Source organism: Candidatus Saccharibacteria bacterium, from assembly GCA_016699955.1.
In the GTDB taxonomy this organism is placed as follows: domain Bacteria; phylum Patescibacteriota; class Saccharimonadia; order Saccharimonadales; family UBA4665; genus JAGXIT01.
In genome coordinates, this window is sequence record CP064993.1 from 1,033,165 (window position 1) to 1,057,169 (window position 24,005).

The 24,005-nt window shown below is 47.5% G+C and carries 20 protein-coding genes; 6 read left to right on the plus strand and 14 right to left on the minus strand.

The window, feature by feature from the left end:
- Positions 1 to 159: 159 nt before the first annotated feature.
- Positions 160 to 1,308 carry a transcription termination/antitermination protein NusA gene (gene nusA / locus IPL85_05345; GenBank protein ID QQS19663.1) on the minus strand — a complete coding sequence of 383 codons (1,149 nt, stop codon included), beginning with the start codon at positions 1,306 to 1,308 and terminating at the stop codon, positions 160 to 162.
- A 110-nt stretch (positions 1,309 to 1,418) separates the two neighbouring features.
- On the minus strand, positions 1,419 to 2,165 hold the full coding sequence (locus IPL85_05350) for a hypothetical protein (GenBank protein ID QQS19664.1): 747 nt from the start codon (positions 2,163 to 2,165) through the stop codon (positions 1,419 to 1,421).
- Positions 2,166 to 2,350: 185 nt separating this feature from the next.
- On the opposite strand from IPL85_05350, the gene IPL85_05355 reads away from it, so the two are divergent.
- Both IPL85_05355 and IPL85_05360 read left to right on the plus strand, forming a co-directional pair.
- Positions 2,351 to 2,968 carry a hypothetical protein gene (locus IPL85_05355; GenBank protein ID QQS19665.1) on the plus strand — a complete coding sequence of 206 codons (618 nt, stop codon included), beginning with the start codon at positions 2,351 to 2,353 and terminating at the stop codon, positions 2,966 to 2,968.
- Positions 2,969 to 3,005: 37 nt separating this feature from the next.
- Positions 3,006 to 5,576, plus strand: a complete 2,571-nt coding sequence (locus IPL85_05360; protein QQS19666.1) for a M1 family metallopeptidase — start codon at positions 3,006 to 3,008, stop codon at positions 5,574 to 5,576.
- A 346-nt stretch (positions 5,577 to 5,922) separates the two neighbouring features.
- On the opposite strand, the gene IPL85_05365 is transcribed toward IPL85_05360, so the two are convergent.
- From IPL85_05365 to tadA, 4 genes are all read right to left on the minus strand, one after another.
- Positions 5,923 to 6,585, minus strand: coding sequence for a ribonuclease HII (locus tag IPL85_05365; protein ID QQS19667.1), 663 nt, complete (start codon positions 6,583 to 6,585; stop codon positions 5,923 to 5,925).
- Positions 6,558 to 7,019 (minus strand): hypothetical protein, encoded by a 462-nt coding sequence (locus tag IPL85_05370; GenBank protein ID QQS19668.1) that lies wholly within the window; start codon positions 7,017 to 7,019, stop codon positions 6,558 to 6,560. Before IPL85_05370 ends, IPL85_05365 begins: the two co-directional genes overlap by 28 nt.
- 72 nt (positions 7,020 to 7,091) lie before the next feature.
- Complete coding sequence (gene rplS / locus IPL85_05375) at positions 7,092 to 7,622, minus strand: 50S ribosomal protein L19 (protein QQS19669.1); 531 nt, start codon at positions 7,620 to 7,622, stop codon at positions 7,092 to 7,094.
- An 85-nt stretch (positions 7,623 to 7,707) separates the two neighbouring features.
- Positions 7,708 to 9,342: a Flp pilus assembly complex ATPase component TadA gene (tadA, locus tag IPL85_05380; GenBank protein ID QQS19670.1), complete on the minus strand. Its 1,635-nt coding sequence runs from the start codon at positions 9,340 to 9,342 to the stop codon at positions 7,708 to 7,710.
- A gap of 71 nt (positions 9,343 to 9,413) precedes the next feature.
- On the opposite strand from tadA, the gene IPL85_05385 reads away from it, so the two are divergent.
- Positions 9,414 to 9,938: a TrmH family RNA methyltransferase gene (locus IPL85_05385; GenBank protein QQS19671.1), complete on the plus strand. Its 525-nt coding sequence runs from the start codon at positions 9,414 to 9,416 to the stop codon at positions 9,936 to 9,938.
- 36 nt (positions 9,939 to 9,974) lie between these two features.
- Entirely contained in the window at positions 9,975 to 11,060 is a 1,086-nt protein-coding gene (locus IPL85_05390) for a CAP domain-containing protein (protein ID QQS19672.1), read from the plus strand.
- 36 nt (positions 11,061 to 11,096) lie between these two features.
- Here IPL85_05390 and dnaE read toward each other — a convergent pair whose 3' ends face one another.
- The 8 genes from dnaE to gatC all read right to left on the minus strand — a co-directional run bounded on the left by dnaE (position 11,097) and on the right by gatC (position 20,377).
- Positions 11,097 to 14,735: a DNA polymerase III subunit alpha gene (gene dnaE, locus IPL85_05395; protein ID QQS19673.1), complete on the minus strand. Its 3,639-nt coding sequence runs from the start codon at positions 14,733 to 14,735 to the stop codon at positions 11,097 to 11,099.
- Between the two features lie 253 nt (positions 14,736 to 14,988).
- Positions 14,989 to 15,417 (minus strand): YtxH domain-containing protein, encoded by a 429-nt coding sequence (locus IPL85_05400; GenBank protein ID QQS19674.1) that lies wholly within the window; start codon positions 15,415 to 15,417, stop codon positions 14,989 to 14,991.
- Between the two features lie 10 nt (positions 15,418 to 15,427).
- Positions 15,428 to 15,670 carry a hypothetical protein gene (locus IPL85_05405; protein ID QQS19675.1) on the minus strand — a complete coding sequence of 81 codons (243 nt, stop codon included), beginning with the start codon at positions 15,668 to 15,670 and terminating at the stop codon, positions 15,428 to 15,430.
- A gap of 46 nt (positions 15,671 to 15,716) precedes the next feature.
- Positions 15,717 to 16,625, minus strand: a complete 909-nt coding sequence (locus IPL85_05410) for a UTP--glucose-1-phosphate uridylyltransferase (GenBank protein QQS19676.1) — start codon at positions 16,623 to 16,625, stop codon at positions 15,717 to 15,719.
- Between the two features lie 31 nt (positions 16,626 to 16,656).
- Complete coding sequence (gatB, locus tag IPL85_05415) at positions 16,657 to 18,117, minus strand: Asp-tRNA(Asn)/Glu-tRNA(Gln) amidotransferase subunit GatB (GenBank protein QQS19677.1); 1,461 nt, start codon at positions 18,115 to 18,117, stop codon at positions 16,657 to 16,659.
- Positions 18,118 to 18,139: 22 nt separating this feature from the next.
- Positions 18,140 to 18,559: a hypothetical protein gene (locus IPL85_05420; GenBank protein ID QQS19678.1), complete on the minus strand. Its 420-nt coding sequence runs from the start codon at positions 18,557 to 18,559 to the stop codon at positions 18,140 to 18,142.
- Positions 18,556 to 19,959 (minus strand): Asp-tRNA(Asn)/Glu-tRNA(Gln) amidotransferase subunit GatA, encoded by a 1,404-nt coding sequence (gene gatA / locus IPL85_05425; protein QQS20447.1) that lies wholly within the window; start codon positions 19,957 to 19,959, stop codon positions 18,556 to 18,558. The genes IPL85_05420 and gatA overlap by 4 nt, the downstream gene beginning before the upstream one ends.
- Before the next feature lie 124 nt (positions 19,960 to 20,083).
- Positions 20,084 to 20,377 (minus strand): Asp-tRNA(Asn)/Glu-tRNA(Gln) amidotransferase subunit GatC, encoded by a 294-nt coding sequence (gene gatC, locus IPL85_05430; GenBank protein QQS19679.1) that lies wholly within the window; start codon positions 20,375 to 20,377, stop codon positions 20,084 to 20,086.
- Positions 20,378 to 20,451: 74 nt separating this feature from the next.
- Between gatC and IPL85_05435 the strand changes: the two genes are divergently transcribed.
- Positions 20,452 to 21,897, plus strand: coding sequence for a hypothetical protein (locus IPL85_05435; protein QQS19680.1), 1,446 nt, complete (start codon positions 20,452 to 20,454; stop codon positions 21,895 to 21,897).
- Positions 21,898 to 22,160: 263 nt separating this feature from the next.
- A complete protein-coding gene (locus IPL85_05440) occupies positions 22,161 to 23,945 on the plus strand; it encodes a 4-alpha-glucanotransferase (GenBank protein ID QQS19681.1) in 1,785 nt (594 codons plus the stop codon).
- The last annotated feature ends 60 nt before the right edge of the window (positions 23,946 to 24,005 follow it).

Genomic DNA, 24,005 nt, shown 5'->3' on the forward strand with positions numbered 1-24,005 from the left:
CTATTTTATCAAAATTAGCACTCATGAGTCAAGAGTGCTAAATTTCTTATCAGATACCTTTAGGGGTTGTAAGCTTTTACAACTGGGTTTAGTCCAGTTGTAAAAGCGGGGCGGGCGAGCTCCCTGTGGAACTCAGCGCTTACGCCAAGTTCGGGTTATTTATTCCCCGTGTTCTTCGATGGCGTCGAGGAGGGAGCTTTCGAGCTGTTCTTTCTTCTTTAGGCGAGGCTGTTTTGGTAACTCTTTCACTTGAGCTTCACCCTCTAAAACGGTACCCTTCTCGGCCTCAATGTCGAGTTCATAGCCAACAAGTTTCGAGGCAAGACGCACGTTTTGACCACCGCGGCCAATAGCAATACTAAGCTGGTCTTCTGGGACATACACTTTGGCTCGTTTGGCAGATTCGTCTATAACCACGCGGTTCACCTTGGTTGGGCTAAGAGCATTCATGATGTACTGCGCCGTATCTTCAGCAAAAACAATTATGTCAATCTTCTCCTGCTCGCCAACTTCACCTACCACCGCGTTTACGCGTGTACCATGTCCACCCACAAAGGTGCCCACAGGGTCGACGCCAGGAACAGTGCTTGCAACGGCAATCTTACTGCGTATGCCAGCCTCACGAGCAATATTTTTGATTTCGACAGCCCCAGCATCCATTTCTGGCACCTCAGCGCGGAAAAGCCACTCCATAAACTGTGTGTTACCACGAGAAACCACCAGCTGCGGGCCACGAGGGCCACGCTCAACATCTTTGAGGAAAACCTTTAGTCGCTGGCTAGGGTAATAGCGCTCACCCTGAATTTGCTCACTTTTCGGCATAATGCCCTGGGCTTTCCCAAGTTCAAGTCGAACAATCATCCCCTCAACGCGGCTCACCATAGCATTGATAACTGTGCCAATTTTATCTTCGTATTCAGCAAGTACAATCTCGCGCTCCGCTTCACGCAGGCGTTGCAAAATGACTTGCTTGGCTGTTTGGGCAGCTACGCGTCCAAAAGTAGTCACTTTTTCGTGTAACTCTACAGACTCACCGATGGCAGCGTCTTTTTTGAGTTTTTTGGCATCCTCAAGGCTGATCTCAAAGTCATCGTCACCGACTTTCTCTACCACTTCTTTGCTTACATAGGCATCCACCTCACCACTATGCAAGTTCATGCTCACACGAACTTCCTGCTCGCGTTCACCATAATCGCGCCGATATGCTGCGGCCAATGCTTGTTCAACAACTTCTGTTACGGTGTCTTCGGGCAAGTTTTTTTCTTCGGCAATTGCCTGTATGGCGACTGCTAATTGTTTGAAATCCATATCCATTTTTGCTACTCCTTTAGTTTATCCACTTTATCAGGGCGGTCAGTTACGAAAAAAGCCGACCTGCCGGCCGACCTATTACAATTAGGTATTTTACTCTGCTCGGATTATATTGTCAAGAATATGGTCGTAAGCTCGTTTGTCGGCGCATAACGAACTATCGGGGTTTCCCGAGTATTACGCTCAAAAGATGCTGCACATCTTACTGGACCAGAAAAACCTTGCCGCAGAGTTTTTAAATACTCGGCTTCGCCGAACAATTGTGCAACAACCATACCCCCAAAATAGCCTAAGGGCATAGTTGCTAGTGCCGGCCACAAATCAACGTGAAATGCTTCCAACATTTCACGATGATTCGGACCGAGGGGCGGCAGAGCTAGGACACTCGAATCGACCGCCCTTCTCCCGACCATTATCTGTTGTGGCGATTGCTCTTTGTCATGTTTAGAGTGAGTATCGTGCACAAATCTTCCGAGCGCCAAGCGTAAAGCCCTGTCAACCGTCACATCACGACACGGTATGAAAGCCAAACGATCTGGTAAGGCAAGAGCCCAGATATTCCCCGCAAAAACTGTGATATTCCTTTCCTTTGGGTCATATGATGACCCAGTGGTAATTCCGTATAGCGTGCCATTCTTATCAATCTCAGTCTTGACCTCGTCTGATAAACCCCCAAAATGGATTGACAGTGTGTTAATATCCTTAGCAAGTACTCCTGCGCGTCTAAGGGTATGCCACGCAACCGATCCGCTCACTTCTGTATCGAACATGTAGCCCGTGTTTTCCTCTGCGGTAATATGTGGGCCTCCATAGCACTCGGTAATACTTACGGGCGATCCATCTATTATCATCATAATTGAGACCTATTGTAACACTTGTGTCAAATATTTCAACATCATTTTGCGTTAGACTAGAGTGATTAGCAAGTCTGTTACCCTGTTATACAAAAAAGTACATTTTATTTTACAATAACACCGATTAAAAAATATATTATATTTTGTTGTTGATGTTTCTACTACTTTGCAGTATTGTTACGTTTATGGCCACTATTGAAACTGATGCTTTTGATGAGATTGCGAGATTGTCTCTGCCATCCGTGTTATTAACACGATTCGTATTTCAAGCTGGCTCATTCGATGGTTTTAGTGCCGTACCGCTTCTACCAGCGTCTCAAAGATCTGCTATCCTCAACGACGACGTTTATACTCCCACAGGGGTTTTTGAAATGAGAGCAACGGAAACGAAGCCAAATCAGGTTGTTGTAGCTGTAAACTGCGCAACGTTAGGCGATAAACAAGCGTTTCTTGATGACATAAGAAATGCTACTAAGCCGTATGTGCCTGTTGGAGAATTCAAAGTAGACTTTGGGGCTCTAGCTTTGGCCTGTTCCCGTCGTAGAATTCCACTAATCGGCTCAGTTACACAGCTTGAAAGCGACAAAAATAAATTTGGCATGTTACTAGTACCAAACAACTTTGCAACTGGTGCGGAAAGACCGCATTCACTTGAGATCGCCACACTGGCTAATGAATATATTGATTCCTTATTCGCTGAACGAATCGAGGGTGATGATGCTAAAGCAGATGTCGGCGCGCAAATCTTGACGGCATCGTTCTTGTATTGGGCTCTTGGCCAAACCGGCGCTACGGCGAACTAGCGACACTTATAGCTCTACATCATGCTAGAATAAACTGATGAGCAAGTCTGTTACCCTGTTATACAAACAGTTCCAGCCGGAGAGGTATGAGCTTTTTATTCGGTTGGACGAGGGAAAAATGCTGTTTTCTGGGCAAGTTATCATAACCGGCAAAAAGGTTGGGCGACCAAGCCAGCGACTAACGTTTCATGCAAATGGGGTAAAAGTTACCTCTGGAAAAATCGTACTCCGTGACAAAAAAGGCGAAACCGAGCTACCGCTTAAGCGTATCAATCACCAAAAACTTCTGCAAGAAGTACGTCTCCACACCCAAGGTATGGCGTACCCGGGCGAATACACTGTCACCATGGACTTTGAAGGAAAAATTACCAACGGCATGACCGGGATATACCCATGTTACTGGAAAGACTCTGCGGGCAAAGAACAGAAACTAATTGCCACACAGTTCGAGAGCCATCATGCCCGCGAGGCCTTCCCGTGCATTGACGAACCAGAAGCAAAAGCAGTGTTTAAGCTGTCGCTCGATGTTCGTTCTGGCGTAAAGGTCCTCAGCAATATGCCCGCTCAGGAAGCCACCGTACAGGGTGAGAGTCAATTTGTACATTTTGACACAACACCGCGCATGAGCACTTACCTTCTTGCGTTTGTAACTGGCGACCTGCATAAAAAAACCTCTAAAACAAAGTCCGGTGTAGAGGTAAACGCGTGGGCAACCTCAGTACAGCCCGTACAATCCTTGGAATTTGCACTAGACGCTGCCACCCGTAGCATTGAATATTTTGAAGATTATTTTGGCGTACCCTACCCGCTACCTAAAGCTGACCATGTCGCCCTTCCAGACTTTAGCAGTGGTGCGATGGAAAACTGGGGGCTCATAACCTACCGCGAACGCGTTTTACTCGACTACCCAGGTGAAACAAGTCAATCTACTCGGGAGTACATTGCCCTTGTCGTCGCTCACGAAACAAGTCACCAGTGGTTTGGCAATCTAGTCACCATGCGATGGTGGGATGACCTTTGGCTAAACGAATCATTTGCAAACATGATGGAGTATCAGGCAGTTGATGCAATGTTCCCGGAGTGGCACGTGTGGAATCAGTTTATTGCTAGCGAGGGTCTTGCGGCGTTTCGACGCGATGCAACGCACGGAGTTCAGTCGGTGCATGTCGACGTCCACCACCCCGACGAAATAAGTACCCTTTTTGACGGCAGCATCGTGTATGCCAAAGGTGGCAGACTGCTGTATATGATGAAAAACTACATCGGCGAGGCGGCATTTCAAAAAGGATTAAGTAGCTATTTCAACACGCATGCCTATAAAAACACGACCGGTGATGACCTCTGGGCAGCACTCAGTAAGGCCAGCGGCAAAGATGTCGGAGCATTTATGACGCCTTGGCTAACCCGCTCTGGATTCCCGGTTGTGCATGTAGCGCAAAATGGCAAAGAAGTAGAACTTACCCAAGAACAGTTCCTAGATGACCCAGCTAAAGCCGACAAAACACGTTTTTGGCCTATTCCACTTTTTGCAAATGAGCTTAAAGCGCCAGAGGAATTTTCGGCATCCCAGGTAAAGTACAGTCTGGAACAAGCTCGTCCGCTTATATTAAACGTTGGCGCTAAAGGTCACTATCTTGTAGATTACCGAAACGAGCAAACTAGCCAGCATGTCGTTTCTTTGGTGAGAAGCCAAACCCTTGCTGAGCCCGACCGGCTTATGCTCTTAAGTGGAAGTGCCATGCTTGCCCGGGCTGGGTATCAAAGTTACGCCGAGACCCTCAAGCTGCTCGGTGCCTACGCGGACGAAACAAGTGAACCCGTTTGGGATATCATGGCGTTAGTCGCAAGTGAGGTGCGACGGTTTATTGACTTAGATGAATCACTTGAACCAAAACTAAAGGCCATGAGCAGCGCGTTAGTCCAAAAACAACTTAAACGTCTGGGCTGGGATGAAAAACCTGGCGAATCGGCCGCCGACACCAAACTGCGCAGTCTTATCTTGGGTCTCGGCGTTTACGGTGAGGATGAGTCAGTCTTAGCAACAGCTCGCAAGCAGTTTGCGGCATACAAAAAAAACCCAAGCACCGTACCAGCCGAGCTCCGTGCACTTGTCATGTCCGTGCCAGTAAAAGAAGGTGATGCAGCAGCCATAGAATTCTTGCTAACGCTTCACGACGCTACACAGAACAGCGAGCTCCGCGGAGACGCCTGCGACGGCCTTACCGCCACGCATAGTCCGGCTGTTGCCGAAAGATTACTTACTCGCCTCAAAAACGGCAAGCTTACTAAACCACAAGATGTTGATCGGTGGCTGATTTATCTACTTCGCAACCGCTACACGCGCGACACAGCCTGGCAGTGGATGGTCAATGAGTGGGCGTGGTTGCAACAAACCTTTGAAAACGACAAATCGTACGATTACCTTCCTCGTTACGCCGCAACGGTAGTGAACACGCGCGAATATGAGCAGAAATACCACGACTTTTTCGAAAGCAAGTTAGACCAACCCATGCTCAAGCGCAACATCAGCATTGGTTACGAGGAAATTAGCGCTCGTCTCACCTGGCTCACCCGCGATCTCCCGGCCATTCAGAAGTTCTTTAGCTGATATTTTCTATACAGTTCGTGACGGCATATTCAGATTCTTTTTGCGTGAGCGACATGTATAATTGGCAGGAAAGCTCATTTGTTGAAGTTTTTGGGAAGTTATGTACTCCAGGCAGCGGCCTTGGCGTTCAGTTTTGCGATGTTTGACTTCAAAAAATACCAGTGGACCAGGACGACAAAAGCGCGGGCGTTTTTGAGCAACAATGTCTCATAAATCATTTCTACTCGTTGAAATAAACTAAAGGCTAGAAGACAAAAACCACCCCATAGGCTTCGCTCTCGCTAACCTAAGGCCTGCAGGCGCTACCAGTGGTACTTGCGCAAAGGCTGGGTTGAAAAATGAATGTTCACTGCTCCAGGCTACGGGGTATCAATGCTCTAATGGGTGCAAAAGATGTCCTATGTTCGTCCGTGACGCCATGTTTCTTGAGAGCGGCTGCATGTGCGGCTGTACCGTAACCAACATGTTTTTCGAATAGGTATTCTGGGTATTTTATTGCCAGCTCGCACATGTATGTGTCACGCGCAACTTTTGCAATAATGCTAGCCGCGCTCACCGCCGGCACCTTGTCATCTGCCCCAACCATTGTCCTTACGTTGTGATAGGTTAGACCTCGTACATCATTTTTGCTATTTCTTACTCCTTGCGGGTTATGTGCGAGGTCTAACCTTTCACAATTTGCGAGAAAGTTGTAGTTGCCGTCTATGATGATTTCGTCGTACTCGGGGCAGGTTTTATTAAGTTCATTCATAGCGCGGAGCATGGCAAGTTGAACCGATTGTGTTAGCCCGAGTGAGTCTATTTCACTTGGGGCAACCCAGCCAACACCGTAGGCCTTAACCTGGGAACGGATATCGCTATCAAGCCGCTCCCGCTGCTTTTTGCTTAATTTCTTACTGTCACGTAGGCCTGTGACTATGTCCTGCTGGTCATTCATCGCCACCGCCGCAGCTACCAATGGTCCAGCCCAACAGCCCCGCCCTACTTCGTCGAGTCCGACCGTAACCATGAGATACCTTTATAGAATATATAAAATACGAGGGCACCAGTTGTATTTGCGACTAAATCCCATGACGTGTCAGTTATTCCGGCGGGCATCAGACCCAACCAAAAAAGTACGACCTCAAACAGCTCATTTGCCACGCCCAGCGTACAAACGAGTGCAAATAATGTTGCCAGTTCCGCAGCTGGGCTTATGCGTCGCAGTTGAGTTCGCAAAATATAAACCCAGAGAAAGCCCGTAAAAAGGCCACCACCGATGAAGTGGGTCATGTACTGCGTTTGTTCACCATGTACAAGTGGTGATTTAACAAAATACGACACAAAAAATAACCCGCACGCAACTAGCAACAACCAACGCTCCCGAGGATGAGAACCAAGTAACTTCTCTGCAGTTACATACACGACGAGCGGTACGATTACCGAAACAGCAAAACTGAGCATAAACACTAGTATACGCGACTTACAAAAGAACTCCCGGTTTTACCCGGGAGTTTTCGTTATCGGACAGAGATGTTACTTGGTTTCGGTTTCTGCGGCTTTATGGGCAGCTTCGACTTCAGCCTGCTTCTTTGCCAACTCGGCTTCTTCGGCTGCTTTTTCTGCTGCCTTGGCCTCAGCCTCGCGCGCAGCTGCTTCTTTTGCTTCTGCTTCTACTTTTTCTGCTTCAAGGTCACGAATGTCGTTCACTGCTTGACGGTCAAAATCGACGCCAGTCAGTCGAGCAGATTTACCAGTTAGACTACGCATGTAGCTAAGGTTATTACGGCGCACCTTGCTCCGCTTTGTAACTTCTATCTTTAGCACGAGTGGGCTGTGTAGCAAAAAGCTCTTTTCAACCCCAATACCACTAGCAATACGCCGAACGGTTATACGGCTTGTGTGGCTTTCACGACGGTCGCACCTGATGACAAGACCTTGAAAGATCTGGACACGTTCTTTGGTGCCTTCTTTGATTTTTTGGTGGACTTTGACGGTGTCTCCAGAGCGCACGTCTACCACTGCGCCCTTCTTGAAGGATGCTTCAAGCTCTTTGATGTATTCCATATCCGTAAAATTGTAACCTATTCTACCCCTGAAAGCAACATTTATCTCAACTTATCGTTGTGGGGACGTGTCGAGCAAGAAACATCTACCCGACGACGCGGTAAACTTCGTCTAGGGTGGTAGTGCCTGCTACGACTTGGAGTATGGCGTCTTGCAACATTGTCCGCATGCCACTTTTTACAGCGGCGTCTTCAATTTCCTGGGCATATAAGGCATGGTCATGAGTTTCAAGCAGCTGGCGGATTTCGCCAGTCATGATAAATTGTTCGCGAACAGCAATCTGACCCTTAAAGCCGTACGGGTTATCAGCAGTGGGGGTTGGTTTGTACAACATAAGCCCTTGCAGACTTGGTCGCTCCACGTTGTAGGGCATGGTATCAAGGACTTTCTGTATGTTTTGTAGCTCTAATGGGCTCGGACTATAAGGCTGCTTTGTGCTGTCGTCTAGCTTGCGAATAAGCCGCTGAGCCATAACCAAACGAATAGCCGAAACAAATAATGGGTTTGAGCCAATGATATCACCGAGACGAGTCAGTGCAGCGGAGGCCGATGAAGCATGGAACGTTGCGAGCACGAGGTGGCCGGTCAGGCTCGCTTGAAGTGCGGTTTTTGCAGTGTCGTTATCACGAATCTCGCCAACCATGACAATATCGGGATCGAGTCGCAAGATGGCGCGAAGTTTATCGGCGAATGAGCCGTCGTTACCACTTTCGTTTGTCTTGACCGGGATTTGGGTAATACCTTCAAATTGGTACTCAACCGGGTCTTCCACGGTAATAATTTTTCGTTCATCAGATGCAAGACTATTTAGCATTGAGTAGAGCGTTGTTGTCTTACCAGAGCCGGTCGGCCCGACAACTAGGACAAGTCCGCTCGGTTTATTTATAATTTCATCGACCACTCGACGATGGTCAGGGAGCAATCCCAGCCGGTCGAGGCTATACATTGCCCTTTCCATGTTGAACAAGCGCATAACAACATCCATGCCATGTATGGTTGGCACAGTTTCAAGCCGCACGTTGACGTCCACTTCTGTTTGGTCTGCCATTTTGACTTTTTGCGCTATGTGTCCTTGCTGCGCGTAGTCGGCGCTGGTACTGACATTACCCGCACTGGCGATGGCCCCAATCAACACACGGTACTTATCTGGCTCAAGGCGGGCCACAAGGTGTAGAACACCGTCTATGCGTAGCCGTATGCGGGCGTCATTTACCTGGGTTTCAAGATGTATGTCACTGGCGTTAAGACGATGGGCTTGCGAGACTAAATATGCCAGCATGTCGTCTGCTCGTACCTGTTGCAACATGTCTGAAACTTCGGCCACAAGCTGCGCGCTGCCTTCGTTTTTTATGGCTATGTCCTGATACACAACCTGTTTCGGTGGGTCATATAGACTCATATAGTCTCTGAAGCCCGCCTCAGAAATTAAACTAAAGACAACTTTTTGGTCAGAAAAATGACTGATGACGGCATTCATGGTTTGCTGTGATGTCGTCGTTGTGATACCAAAATGTATATTGCTACGATCGGCCTGAACAGGGATAATGCGATACTGTTTCATCTGCTCAATGGTAAGAATATCTTTAAAAAGCGGTTTTTCAACCTGCTGTGATGTGTCCACGTACCCCACGTGCAGCACTTCGGCGCGGCGCAACGTTGAGCGCTCTTCTTCGCGGCGCACGTCTTCGTTATCGGTATTTGTTGAAAAATCCCCACTCATCTTGCTATCTATTATAGCTGCTTGTGCTATGAGAAGAAAGCCCGTGGTTAATGGAGTATGATGAGAAGAGAATGAAGCACGAAAAACAGGTACAGCGTAAAATTGTCTTGATTGTCCATGATATACGCAGCACCCACAATGTTGGCAGTCTACTCAGGACTGCGGACTGCTTGGGAGTAGACGAAGTCTACCTCACGGGCTACACACCGTACCCCAAGCACGAACACGACGAGCGCTTGCCGCATATTAGCGCTAAGCTCACATCACAGATACACAAAACAGCGCTGGGCGCGGAGACATTTGTGCGCTGGAAGCACAGCACCAGCGTGACATTTACTATATCCAAGCTGCGCCGCGCTGGTTACTCTGTCGTAGCACTCGAGCAGACAGCAGAAAGCACGTCAATTTTGTCTTGGATGCCTTCGGATAAGATAGCAATTTTACTTGGTCGTGAGGTAGAAGGCATCGATCCCTCACTGCTAAAACTGTGCGAATACGCCGTACAAATTCCGAATTTAGGTCAAAAAGAATCACTTAATGTTGTACAAGCCGCAGCGATTGCTCTCTATCAAGCCCGTTTTGCAGTAAGCCAGTAAACGTGCTATACTACTAGCGCTTACTAAACAATACACATGACACTAACCAAAACAAAACCGCATCGACCAAGCGTTGCCCACCGAAAACGCACGGCACAACACCATAGCCGGAGCAGCCGCTACCGACAGCCTTACTGGCCGTACATACCGATTGCCATCATAATGATGCTCGGGCTTGTCTGCAACAACTGGTTGTCGGTATCTGGTCGAAATGTTCTCGGTTATGCAACAGACATGAGCGCCTACGGGTTACTGAGCGGTACGAATGCTGAACGTACTGCCCATAGTTTAGGCAGCCTGGCCCTCAGCGGCACCCTTAACCAAGCCGCTCAAAATAAAGCCAACGACATGGTGACGCGCGATTACTGGTCACACAATACCCCCGACGGTCAGGCACCTTGGACGTTCATTACCGCAGTAGGTTATGGATACCAAACGGCCGGCGAAAACCTTGCCTACGGCTTCACAGCTGCATCAGAAACCATTACGGGATGGATGAATAGCCCCGGGCATCGGGCAAACATCTTAAATACGTCATTTAGTGAGGTCGGGTTTGGGATAGCAAACTCACCAAATTATGTTGGCAGCGGGCCGCAAACAGTGGTTGTAGCCATGTACGCTTTGCCAGCGGGCGGGACAGCTCCAGTTGCACCAGTTTCACCGGCACCTGCGGCACCTGCCGTACCTGCGCCAGCGCCAAAGCCTACACCCGCCAACCCTGCATCGGGCAGTTCAGGTGGTGGGACAGAACCAGCCAGCCCAGCAGTGCCATCGACGGAAGAAACACCCACGCCAGAACCAACGCCACAAGCCGTAGCCGCGCCCGCAACAAAGCAGGGCGACTCAGACATTGTTGCCAAATCGGCAGATTCAATAGCACCTTCAAGCGTCAGTCGGGTTGAAGTGCTTTCTGCCAGCAATGTCGCGTGGAGCCAATTTGCGGTCAGCATGCTTGCTTCAGTTGCGCTGCTTGCGTTTTTACTCAGGCATAGTTTTGCTTGGCACAAAGTCATCGTAAAAGGTGAGAAATTCCTTCTGCATCACCAACAGCTCGACATTTTATTTGTTGCCGTGGCTACACTTGGGTTTATACTGCTACAAACATCCGGAACCATCCGCTAAACTTGCCAGTTACCAAAAAACAAAACTCGGCAGCCGCTACTGCAGCTTTACATTATCGGCACCAACGAGCTCGGACAAATCCGCAATAATTGCTTCGTTTGCTTGAATTTGAGCCGGTAACTTGACTGCCTGCTTCCCACTATCGGGGCCAAGCACAAGCACGACTTCATGTTCACCGACAGTGCGATCAACTATAGCCTTTAGCCGTGATAGTAACGCCGTATCGTCACTGTTTTTTAGACGGATATACAGCCTTGGGGGTTTAGATGAAGACTCGGCTGCAGCGGTTCTCGCCTTATGTACAGTTTTTTTTGCAGCCTTTGACGGTTTTGGGAGCCGAGCTTTGCGCCCAGTTGTTTGGTAAGCAACTGCTTGTTCGTGTGTGATTTCACGTGCATCGTCAACCATAATTTTTACCTCGTCACCGGGCTGACCATCTCGCCCTTTAATGCTTATTTTGCCACGAATGAGCACCACCCTGTCTCTTTCCCACAGGCCGACGGTTTGTTGATAGGCCGACGGAAAAAGAACGGCTTCAATCTCGCCAAATTCGTCCTGAACTTTTACGAACGCCATTTTTTGGCCATTTTTTGTCGTTATTTCCCGTGCTTCAGCAATGCTGCCACCGACGACAACGGCTCGACCATCATGTTCGGGCTTTAAAATATTGAGTGGTGTTGTTTGCTCTGCAAGAAGCGCACTAAAAGCCTGGAGTGGTTGCTGGCTCAGGTACAGACCGAGTAGCTCTCGTTCCCACAGTAGCATGTCTCGCTGAGTGTGTTTTAGCTCTGGTGCTTCCAACTTAAGGGTAGGTTTGGCAGTAATGACATCGTTGGCTAGACTACCAAATAAGTCAGTCTGACCACTTGCCTTTTCCTTTTGCAGGCGCTGGCCAAATGCAAGGATGAGGTCTAAATTATGCAGTAGCGTGGAACGGTCAAAAAACAAATCAAATGCACCTGACCGCGCAAGACTTTCCAGTGCTTTTCGGTTAACCGTCCGCAGGTTCACAGCTGACACAAAATCTTCGATGCTACTAAATGGACCCGCCTCACGGGCGCGCACTATTTCTTCGACCGCGCTGGTGCCCACATTTTTTATTGCATTCATACCAAAGCGAATAGCATGTTTTTCTTTTACGACCGCAAACTCGCCAAAAGACTCATTTACATCTGGTGGTAGCACCGCAAGACCCATTTTTTTACATTCGGCAATTTCTATGGCGAGCCGGTCGGTGTCATCAAAATCACTGGTCATGAGCGCAGCCATATAGGCGGCGGGATAATGTGCTTTTAGGTAGGCCGTTTGGTATGCAATCAGCCCATAGCACGCCGCGTGAGATTTATTGAAACAATACGCGGCAAAATCTTCTAACTGTTTCCAGAAGGCTTCCATAAGTCCACGCTCTGCTCCAACCGTCGTAACCGCACCCTCGATAAATTCGGCCTTCATTTTGGCCATCATCTGCGGATTTTTTTTGCCAATTGCTTTGCGGAGTGTGTCGGCCTGACCACCGGTAAAACCACACATATCCTTACTAATCTGCATGACTTGTTCTTGCATAACAATAACGCCGTAGGTGCTTTCGAGAGCAGATTTCATGGCAGGATGAACGTACGTAATCCGTTTTTTACCGTGTTTGCGGGCAATAAAATCTTCTATCCACTGCATCGGACCCGGTCGATACAGAGCAACCATAGAGATTATGTCTTCAAACTTGGTTGGTTGTAGCTCTTTTAAGTACCGCTTCATGCCAGCAGATTCCAGTTGGAAAACGCCGGTGGTATCGCCCCGGCTTAACAGCTCGTAGGTTTTTGTGTCGTCGAGAGGAATTGTGTTGATGTCGATATCAACCCCGTATACTTTTTTGGTAATACGAAGTGCATTTTTAATGATTGTTAAGTTACTGAGTCCAAGAAAATCCATTTTGAGTAGCCCTAGCTCTTCTATTGGCCCCATCGGATACTGCGTCGAGATAACACCCTTTTGCGCCATTTCTAGAGGAACAAATTTGACGATATCATCGGGCGCAATGACGACACCAGCGGCATGAACACCGTGGCTACGAACTGTGCTTTCAAGCGTGATAGCGTAATCTATGACAGTTTTGCTCGTTTCATTTGTCTGATACTCGCGCTTAAGGTCAACATCGTCGATGATAGAAGTAGCTAGCGGTATATGCCTGCCCTGTACGGGCTGCGGGATCATCTTAGCAAGACGATCTGCGTCCCCGTACGGCACTTGCAACACTCGCGCCACATCACGCACAGCGTTGCGAGCAAACATCCGTCCAAATGTCACAATATTTGCCACCCGATTTTTACCGTACTTTTCGACGCAGTATTGAATAACCTCGTCGCGGCGAGTGTCCTGTATGTCTATGTCGACGTCCGGCATGGAAACGCGATCAGGGTTCAAAAATCTTTCAAACAGGAGATCATACGCCAACGGGTCTAGCTCAGTTATTTTTAGTGCGTAGGAAATGATTGAACCAGCTGCGCTGCCCCGACCTGGCCCAAACACAATTCCCTGTTTTTTGCCCCAGTTGATAAAATCTTGAATAATGAGAAAGTAGCCGTCGAATCCCATTTTTTCGATAATTCCCAGCTCGTAATTAGCTCGGTCAATGACTGCTACAGGCAGGTGCTTTTGCGCTTCTGCCACCGACATTTTTTCGGCGTCAAGTTCCGGTATGCCGCCGTACCGCCAAGCCATGCCTCGAAACGCAAGTTTATCGAGATACGTTTTTTCTGTCTCACCACTTGGCACGGGAAACTTTGGAATAAGGATTTTCCCAAGGTCAATGTTGACATGGCAACGCTCAGCAATCACTTTTGTGTTTGAAATGACTTCGGGATGGTCAACACCCCAGCGCTTAACAAGCTGGTCTGGCGGTATAACGTGCAGGTCATAGTCCTTAAGTGACATGCGCTTTTCGTCTGCCAGAAAGGCACCCGTGCCGACGCAGAGCAAAATTTCGTGAGCAGCCTGGTCTGTGTGTTTAAGATAGTGAGCGTCACATGTCAGAACCACAGAAATGTTGAGTTCTTTGGCAAGTTTAAACACGCCGTCATTAACCCGTTTTTGTTCGACGCTGTGACTCGGCGCTTCGGAGTGGCCATGATCTTGAACCTCAAGATAATATCTGTCACCGAAGACTTTTTTGTACCACGCGGCGATCTCTTTGGCAGCAGCGTAATCATCGTTTTTGAGGGCACCACCTATTTCCCCGCCCAGGCATGCACTCGTTGCTATAAGCCCCTCATTGTACTGCTCTAGCAAATCATGATCGATACGCGGAAAATAGTAAAACCCGTCAAGGTTGGCAATAGTAGACAGCCGCATAAGGTTTTGGTAACCGGTTTCATTCATAGCAAGTAACACAAGGTGATAGCGGTTTTTGTCCTTGCCCGGCTCTTTGTCGGTGTGCTTTCGCGCAGCAACGTAGGTTTCTATACCAATAATGGGCTTGATTTCCTGGGCAATGCACTCCTTATAGAACTCAATGGTGCCGCTAAGCGTACCGTGGTCGGTCATGCCAACCGCACTCATACCCTGCTCTTTAACAAAACTCACCAGCTCCGGAATTTTTGTTAGCCCGTCGAGCAAACTATACTGCGTATGGTTATGCAAATGCACAAAATCAGCCGCAACTGTTTCCGTATTATTCTTCACGGCAAGACTTAATCCCTCCGACACTAGCTCTCCCCTTGTCATTTCGAGCGGAGCCGAGACATCTATCTTAGACGATCTCTCCGCTGCGATCTAGACAACAGCAACGTTTACTCCAACTTTACTCCAAATTATAACGTAAGCACTGGCTCACCGTCAGTTTCACTTTTACAACAGAACCTACTCGGCGCGAGACTAGTAAGAATGGCACTGGCCAACAGATCAGGAGTCGACCCTGAATAACACGTGCCGATTATTATTTCTTGAGGTAGGTGCGGAGGTTTTCGACAGCTTTGGTAGCTTCGGCTATGGCTTTTTTGAGGTCTTTGTCTTCGGCTTCGCCGTCATGTAGGCTTGAAAGCATTTCACGAGCCTTGTCTTTTGCTTTCTGGCCTTTCGTGACTGCGTCGTCCAAAGATTTTTTGCTTTTACCCCGTAACTCGCTGAACTTATTACCAGCTTCTGCGATGACGTCACCAAGTTCGGTATGCAGCTTTTTTAGTTCTTTTTCGGCTGCAGTGTAAGTTTCCGATGCTTTGTCTTTTATGTCCTCTCGGGTTTCTTTGCCACTCTTTGGAGCGGTTAAAATTCCTGCGACGTACCCTGCGACGGCACTTAGCGCAGCACCGATTGCGATTTTTTTAGCTGTACTTTCACCTTCGTCACCTTTTTTAGCTGCAAACATGAAACCCTCCTTATTTTTTTTTCGCCTTCACAATAAATTTGATTAGCATTTTCAGGAGCCCCACCGCGCCAGCATTTTTGACAAAAGTTTGACCGATCTCCTCGACTCTATCGACCAGCGCGCCACCTTTTGTGGCCACTTCACGCAACGACTTTACAAGCCTAAACGTTATAACGACTGTGGCAATAGCAATACCGAGGAAAATTGCCAAGAAAACGCTGAGAATAATTACTAGTATTTCAAATGCATCCATATATGTATAATACCACTTCTGCGACAAAATATACAATTTGCTTGCTTTAAGATTCTTTGAGCAGCTCCTCCAGATGAGCGCGAAATGCCGGGCCAAGGTCTTTGTGCCGTAAGCCAAATGCAACGACAGTCATTAGATATTCGAGTTTATCACCGGTGTCATAGCGGCGGCTATTTTGCATGAGACAGCCAAAGAACTTATGGCCATCTTTGAGCATTGGGTCTACCAAGCTGGTCGCGACATAAAACTCCTCGCCCTTGGGCAAGTTTGCCAAACCGCTATCTATGTAGTTTAAAACTGCGGGGTCAAATAGGTAGCTGCTGACGTGTGCGTAGTTGGACGGAGCAGCGGCGCGACCAGGTTTTTCAACCATAGCACTCATTTCTAGCACACCATCGCGCTTCTCCTCACCGGCAAGTATGCCGTAGCGCTCGAACTCTTTGTCGGTACTCACCCGCATACAGGTGGCAATGCTTCCACCGAGTTCATTGTAGAGCTCAATCATTTGGGTGAACGTGTTTGGTTCAGACACGACAAGGTCATCGGCATAAACAAATATAAACGGTTCGTTGCCTATAAGATGAGCGGCATTGGCTATAGGAGTTGCGTTACCATACGGACCTTTTTGGCGTATATATATAAAGTTGGCCATGTTGGCAAGGTCTTCCATTTCCGTAATGAAGTGGGCTTTTTTAGGTCCACCAGCGCGGATATTTACTAACAAATCTTCATTTGGCACATCGAAGTGATCTTCTATGGCTCGCTTGCTACTGCTGCCAACAATAATGATGTCCTTGATGCCTGCTGAAACCAAGTCCTCTACGGCATATTGAATAATGGGCTTGTCGATAAGTGGCAGCATTTCCTTAGGCATGGCCTTCGTTTGCGGCAAAAAGCGCGTGCCGAACCCAGCCGCAGCAATAACAGCCTTAGTTACTTTTTTTGGTTGTGCCATTTCACCCTCCGTTACAATTCTGTGGACGTTATTATATACCTAAATGTTTTTTTATGAGTTCGGTCGCAAGTGCTGGATTTGCTTTACCTTTTGATTGTTTCATGACCTGACCAACGAGAAACCCAATTGCTTTCATTTCGCCACGCTGAACATCGGTTGCCGCTTTAGGATTAGCCGCAACTACTTGCTGAACAATTGCACTGATCGCGCTCTCGTCACTTTCCTGTAGTAGATTTTTTGCTTCAGCTACTTTCTCGGGATTTTCCCCGTTCTTAAGAACCTCATCAAGTACTTCTTTTGCTGCCGTAGAGCTCAGTTTATTGTCTGCGACCATGTGGCTCAGTGCTATTAGGTTTTTTACCTGGGATTCATGGTTCTCCTCTGTCGGTTCAACTTCGCTTACATTATCTGGGTCGTCAGACTGCGGACGCATCAGCCAAAAAGCAACCCGTTTTGCATGCTCGGGGCCTGCTTCGTCAAATATTTCTCCGACCGTCCTGGCTGTCTTCGGATCAGCAATAACATCCTCAATGGTGTTTTCGTCTAAGCCCATGTTTGCAAACTTATTTCGGAAGTCGCTGGGCAGATCGGGCATGAGCGCAGCAATTTGTGCGACATACTCGTCTGTAAGCACCACTGGCGGGACATCCGGGTCGGGCATGTAGCGATAGTCGTGCGCGTCTTCTTTTGAACGCTGGCTGAATGTCTTCTGTCCTGCATCATCCCAGCCACGTGTTTCTTGCACGATTGTTTTGCCTGTTTCGAGAAGTTCAATTTGCCGGTTCACCTCATATTCAACTGCCCGTTCGATGCTGCGGAAACTATTGAGATTCTTAGTTTCGGTACGAGTCCCCAGTGTACTGTCTTTACTGACGCTGACATTGACGTCAAAGCGCATGTTGCCATAGTACAGATTGGCGTAGCTGACATCGGCGTACCGCATTAGGAGCCATAGTTCGTGGGCATATGCTTTCGCTTCCGCAGCACTATGCATATCTGGTTCACTGACAATCTCAAGTAGCGGCGTGCCGGCACGGTTGAGGTCTACCAAACTAAAATGGGTGCCAGCTGGATGAGTTGACTTACCGGCATCGGCTTCCAAATGAGCCCTAGTTATACCAACCCGTTTATGTTCTCCTTCTACTGTGACATCGACATATCCACCCAGTATGATTGGTTCGTCAAATTGCGTAATTTGGTAGCCCATGGGCAAGTCGGGATAAAAATAATGCTTGCGGTCAAATTTACTAAACAATTGCGGTTTGGTACCTAGAGCAAATGCCGCTCGGCTTGCTAAATCGACAGCTTTTTCATTTAAGACAGGCAGTGCGCCAGGCAAACCAAAGTCAATGTGGTTCACCAGCGTGTTTGGTGCCGCCTCACGTGCGTCGTTATCTGCACCGCTGAACAGCTTTGTCTTAGTCTTAAGCTGCACATGGCACTCAATGCCTATAGTTACGGTGTACTGCCGCCGAACGTCCTCGCTGATCATCTTATCTCCTTGATCATTAACGTCATAGCGCTCCCAGATCTTTTAGCGCGGCTTTAATACCCAGTAAAGCGTCCTTAACGTCGCGCTCGCGAAGTTTTATGTCACTTTCGTGAACGAGTTTGTTGCGTAGCTTATGCCCGAACCATACATCATCGTTATATTTTATATCGCGCTGAGCAGCCACAAGGCGCTCGCCCATAGTTTTACCCTTGTAGCGGCTGTCTTTAAGCGCTTTGTCAAGCATTTTATCGGCGTCGATAATGGCCAGCGGCCACGTAGTTTTATCTTTAAGTAGCTGCTGTAAATCTTTCCATTTTCGCTCGTAATCTCCTTTGTTCAGTTTGTGGCGGCGCCGGGACATAACAGCCGCGGCAACAACAAGCAGCACAATTACAATGCCTGCACCGACAGCCAGTAAGCTCGAATCCATCACGTTATTCATTGTATGACTCCTTCAGCAGCAGCGGCGAATTCTAACAACTCACGGTCATGCTTTTGTGCTGCAATTATTTGTAGCCCTACCGGCATCCCATCACCGACAGCGCAAGGAATACTAATTGCCGGCACGCCAACCATGCTTGGCCCAACAGTCATCATGTCTACAAGGTACATCTTAAGTGGGTCGTCCACATTGTCGCCGATTTGAAAAGCTGTGTTTGGCGCAACAGGACCAATAAGAAAATCGACATCTTTCAGAACCGCGTCAAATTCATTGATGAGCTTCGTTCGCACAGTTTGTGCTTTTTTATAGTACGCATCGTAGTAGCCACTGCTCAGTACATACGTGCCGATCATAATGCGCCGCTTAGTTTCACGCCCAAACCCCATTTGCCGAGTCCGGGTGTAACTATCAGTTAGATCTCTGGCATCCCCGGTAAAATGGCCAAAACGTTGTCCGTCGTGACGAGCCAAATTACTGCTGACTTCGGCGGGGCAAATGATGTAGTAGACCGCAAGCGCCAACGGCAAAGAAGGGACACTAACCTCTCGTACATCTGCTCCGGCATCTCGCAGTTTTCGGATGGCGGTCTCAATTGCCGTACGAACATCATCATCGAGCCCCTCACCCATCCATTCTTTGATAACGCCTACTTTGGCTGATGAGAGGTTAAGAGCCTGCGGTGAAAGAACATATCCAGTTGGATTACGATCTATGGTTGTACCGTCCAGTTCGTCTTTTCCCGCCATAACGTCGATTACAAGACAAGCGTCTTCGACTGAACGAGCGAATGTACCAACCGTGTCCGTACTACTTGCCATGGCGACAATACCCGAACGCGACATGAGACCATAGGTTGGTTTATAGCCAACGCAGCCATTGTAGCTGGCTGGTTGACGAGTAGATCCTCCGGTGTCGGTACCGAGTGCGAACGGTGTCATTTCTAGTGCAACCGCTACCGCCGAACCGCCAGAGGAACCACCGGCGACTTTTTGTTTGTCACGAGCATTGCTGGTCGTAAAAAAGTCCGAGTTTTCGGTGCTGGCACCGTGTGCAAAAGCGTCTAGGTTGGCTTTGGCCACACATATTGCGCCCTCTGCTTCAAGTCGTTCAATGACCGTTGCCTGGTACGGTGCGGTAAAACCTTTGAGTATGTTGCTGGCCGCAGTTGTTTCTGCCCCAAACACAAGGTAGTTATCTTTTGCGATGAAAGGCACGCCTGCCAGACGACCAGCCTTCTCCCCATTTGCCACTTTTTCATCTATTGCTTTTGCCCGGGAGCGCGCTGAATCTGCCAGAGTCACAATGATAGCCTGGTACTCTTTGTGCTTGTCTATGGCTGCAAGTGACTGCTCGACAAGATCGGCCGCCTTCACCCGCCCAGCCTGAACATCATCTGCAATCTGAGCTACTGGCTTCCAGACGCTCACAGTTCTGTCTCCTTGATCATTAGGTTTTGACACTGTGTCATTTTGTCATTTTGCAGAAGCCTAGACATGTAAGAATAAAAAGGAATGATCATTGTTTTCATCCGATCATCCTACTCACCTTTAACTGATTATTTTCAGTTGCCGGTACGTTTTCGAGAAGTTTTTCCGGAAGATAGCCGTAATCTTTGACTTCGTCTTTACGCATGACGTTAGTAAGTCCGGTGACTTGGTTAGTCGGCTCAAGGCCAGTGACGTCTGCACTAGTAAGAAGGTCGACATATCCAAGGATAGCACTCAACTCTTCGGTAAAAATGTCCACTTCCTCGTCAGACAAAGAAATCCGCGCGAGCGTGGCCAACTTTAAAACATCATCACGAGACAACTTCGCCATAAGCTACTAGTATACCAAGTCTTAACTGTGCAGTAACTATTTACTTGTCGTCTGCGATATGTTCTAATATTTTAATGATTGCCAGCACAGATACGGAGCCCCGACAGGTTATCGTAACTCCCGAACTATCGACACCATGCAAGGAAGCAATTTTAAGCATAACAGGACTTGGGTGCCAAGCAGACGTTGTACCAGACTTAATTAAGGCTTTAGAGGCGGTTAGTAAAACCACCTTACCAGATGTTGATAATACCACTGAAGCAGTATCAAACTCGCTAAAAGGAATATATACTAAAGCCAGAAACAGTGAGTTGGCCAATAGCAACCTTGCTAAACTCGTTTTTGGTAATTGCGAAGTTGCGGGTATTGATACTAGCCACATTAAATTTACGGTTATTACACCATCACAATTAAGAAGAAGCCCTGGGGTATCGAGAGATGGTGCTGAAATTTTGTATATACGTGAACAAAAAAAATCTGAAAATAATGTAAAAACAGAAATTGCTAAACTGCCTGAACAAGACGTCAAACCTGTTATTGATACGACTGAAATACGAGCGGCATATTTTGAAGTAATAGCTGAAATCATTCAGCAAGTCGATTCAACTACAGATACAATCCTTAAAAACCATCAGGAAATATCAAAATTTTTTGGAGCAATAACTGGAAAAAAGAAATTTAAATATGTTAATAATAATTCTGGAACAACTGTAAATCGTACCTCAAAACAATTAGTAAACTACCTGTCAGAATTCATTAAAAACCCCGAACACTTCATTCAGTCAAAGATTGTTGAAAAATATCAAAGTATAATTCGCATACAAGCACGCGCAAAAGTTGCTACATCAATAGGCGATATAATCAGAACCGAGTTAAACCAGTTTGATAAAATAGTTAGAAGTCTCGCTCACAGTGCAATAACAAATACAGAGCCAACTACAAAACCTACTCGAGGAAAACCAACAACAGTTGAAACTATTCCTAGCACTGAGGATAATGTTAGCTCAGGGATAATAGAGCATTTCTCTGACATACAAACCAACCTGCCGTGGCTCGAGGAAGATAAGTCTAGAACGTTAAATAAGTACACAGGTCCCGAAGGTACGATATATTTTCTTGACGCTCGGAGTGCTGTTGCTAAAAACATAGAAAAACTGTGTACAAAGAGTAGTAAAAGAAGGCAATACGACTTTAAAAGACAAAAAATGAGGGCAATTAAGCTAGGTGCTTCAAATAACGCACAAGGTAATATATATAAGCCTAATCTTGAACGCAATGCAATTCCAAAAGACTTCGAAATCTATGCTATGAAGCTCGCTACACACGATGCACCCCGCACATTTTTTTCGATTAAACAATTAAAGGATATATCAGCATCATTGCCTGAAGGGGTCAATCCAGACGATAAAGTTGTAGTTATACTCGGATGCAGTGCTAAATCACATCAAGAAGACTTGATTGATCACTTTTACCGTGTGCCAAAAAAAACGATGAGGTCACTACATGTTGGTAGTGTGTAGGCACGTAATATCGAATCAATAAACTAAGTAGTTAAGCAAATAGTATTTTAAGCTTCCCATCTCTGATGACTTCGCTCTCGTTCAACTGCGCATGAAAGCACTGACTGCGGTGCTTAACCGAGCATGGTTGATTGCCAGACCCAGCAACAAGCGTACTAGTCTTTTACTTCACGGGATTTGAGTAATATTACGGAATCTGTCCTTCGCTCATAGCAGACATCCAGATTGCTCCTATGAAAACATTGTTGTATGATGGCACGAGCATGAGGGGAACAACAGCTGAGATGGTTACTGACGAGAGGCCGTCACATGAATTACGTGGCGCTGGTATTGCTTTCGGCGTCGACTCATTTGGACGAAATCTTGATGGTGTATACACCGATTATCAAGGCACCTACGGAGCAGAGTCAGAAGAGTACCTTGAACTGATGGAAGCTGCCGGCTTTAGTGAACAGTTTGAAGGGCCCTTTTCGCCACCGGATAAATTTGGTTGTTCGTATGCATCGGATTCTGCCTTCGCGATCAATTGGCATCGCATTAGCCTGAATGAGCTAGTTAAACTTGGTGACTTACCAGCAACTACAGTTCAAAACTATCAGCGATGTGTAAACTCGGGTGACTATAAGAAATTTTATCTGCAAACACTGAAAAAGGGCTACCTGACTGAAGCTTACACATCTTTTGAGGATAGTGGTAATTACGTACGCGTAAAGGATTTTAAAGCCTGGTGCGACAAACAATCATATTGGCTTGATCGCTATGCTGCTTATAAAGTTCTGAAAAGACTACCCGAAAACGAAGGTAGGCCGTGGCAGGAGTGGTCGAAGGGAAGCGTTTACTCATACGGTATAGTGTCAGAAGTAGCCAAACAGTATCCAGATGTATTCGGTACGATCAAGTACATTCAGTGGAACGCCGCAAAACAGGCTCTGGCTTACAAAGAAATGGCGGCAAAGCACGGCATAAAAATACGCGGCGATGTGCCTTTCGGAGTCAGACTTGAGAGCGCTGATGTTTGGGGTAACCGCGAATTATTTGACCTAGATGAAAAGGGTTATGCGCGCCATGTCTCCGGCGCAAAGCCTGACCACTTAGCGCCTAATGGACAAATTTGGGGGCACCCTGCCTATGTCACAGAAAACCCAGATTTAATTGACTGGTGGATTAAACGCCTTAAGCATGTCCATGAACTAACCGGCGGAGACACACGACTCGATTATTTTGTTGGGTTTGCGCATCCTTGGCTAATACCTGCGGGTACCCGAATGGCTACTGAGGGATCTCGAGGGAAGGGTTTTGGTAATAAGCTTTTGAAGAGGCTTAAACTGGATAATGAGTTTGGTGAAGCGCAGAGACTACCCCTGTACGCCGAGGCGGTTGGTGACGTAACCTATGTGGTGAGGGCTCTGCTAAAGAGATACGACCTTTCACACATGCTTGTCTATACTTTTGTACCATGGGGCACAGATAAAGAAACTATTCAGGATTTGCCCCGCAATTTTCGCAAAAACGGCACTGCCTTCAGTAGTACCCATGACTCTGAGACATTGATGGGTATGGTCGCACGGCTCTATGAATCTGCGGAGACCGGTGACCCAGCCTATGATACTACCCAAACCGGCCGTAAAGCACTTCGAAATAAACCACAAAAAGAACGTAGCGTATCAACCGAACCATGGACACATTTCATACGGGAGTTAGCAGATTACTGCAAAGAGGAAGAACTGGTCCATGACCGAAATCTTACTGATGCAATGCGCGAGGTCATGCTGCGTAAAGTGGCACGGTATGCGATAAAGTCGATACTGGATTCAGAGGCTGAGACTGTCGTCACTCCCATCTGGGATGTGTTGTACAGTCGTACACGGTTCAACACACCAGGTACCTATAACGGTCAGCCTGGATTCACGGGTCAGAACTGGACCCACCGATATGACGCAGCTGAGTTACAAAAGCATGTAGCCGAAATGCGTTCCGACATCGAAGCAAGCGATCGATTAAAGCGCCAGCTCGCACATCTAGCACTGGCCAAACAGGAAGTCGCTTAGAACCTAACGCGCATATCGAACTAGTCAGCTCCCTCGGTCGGCAGAGCCGTGAAGCGCCGC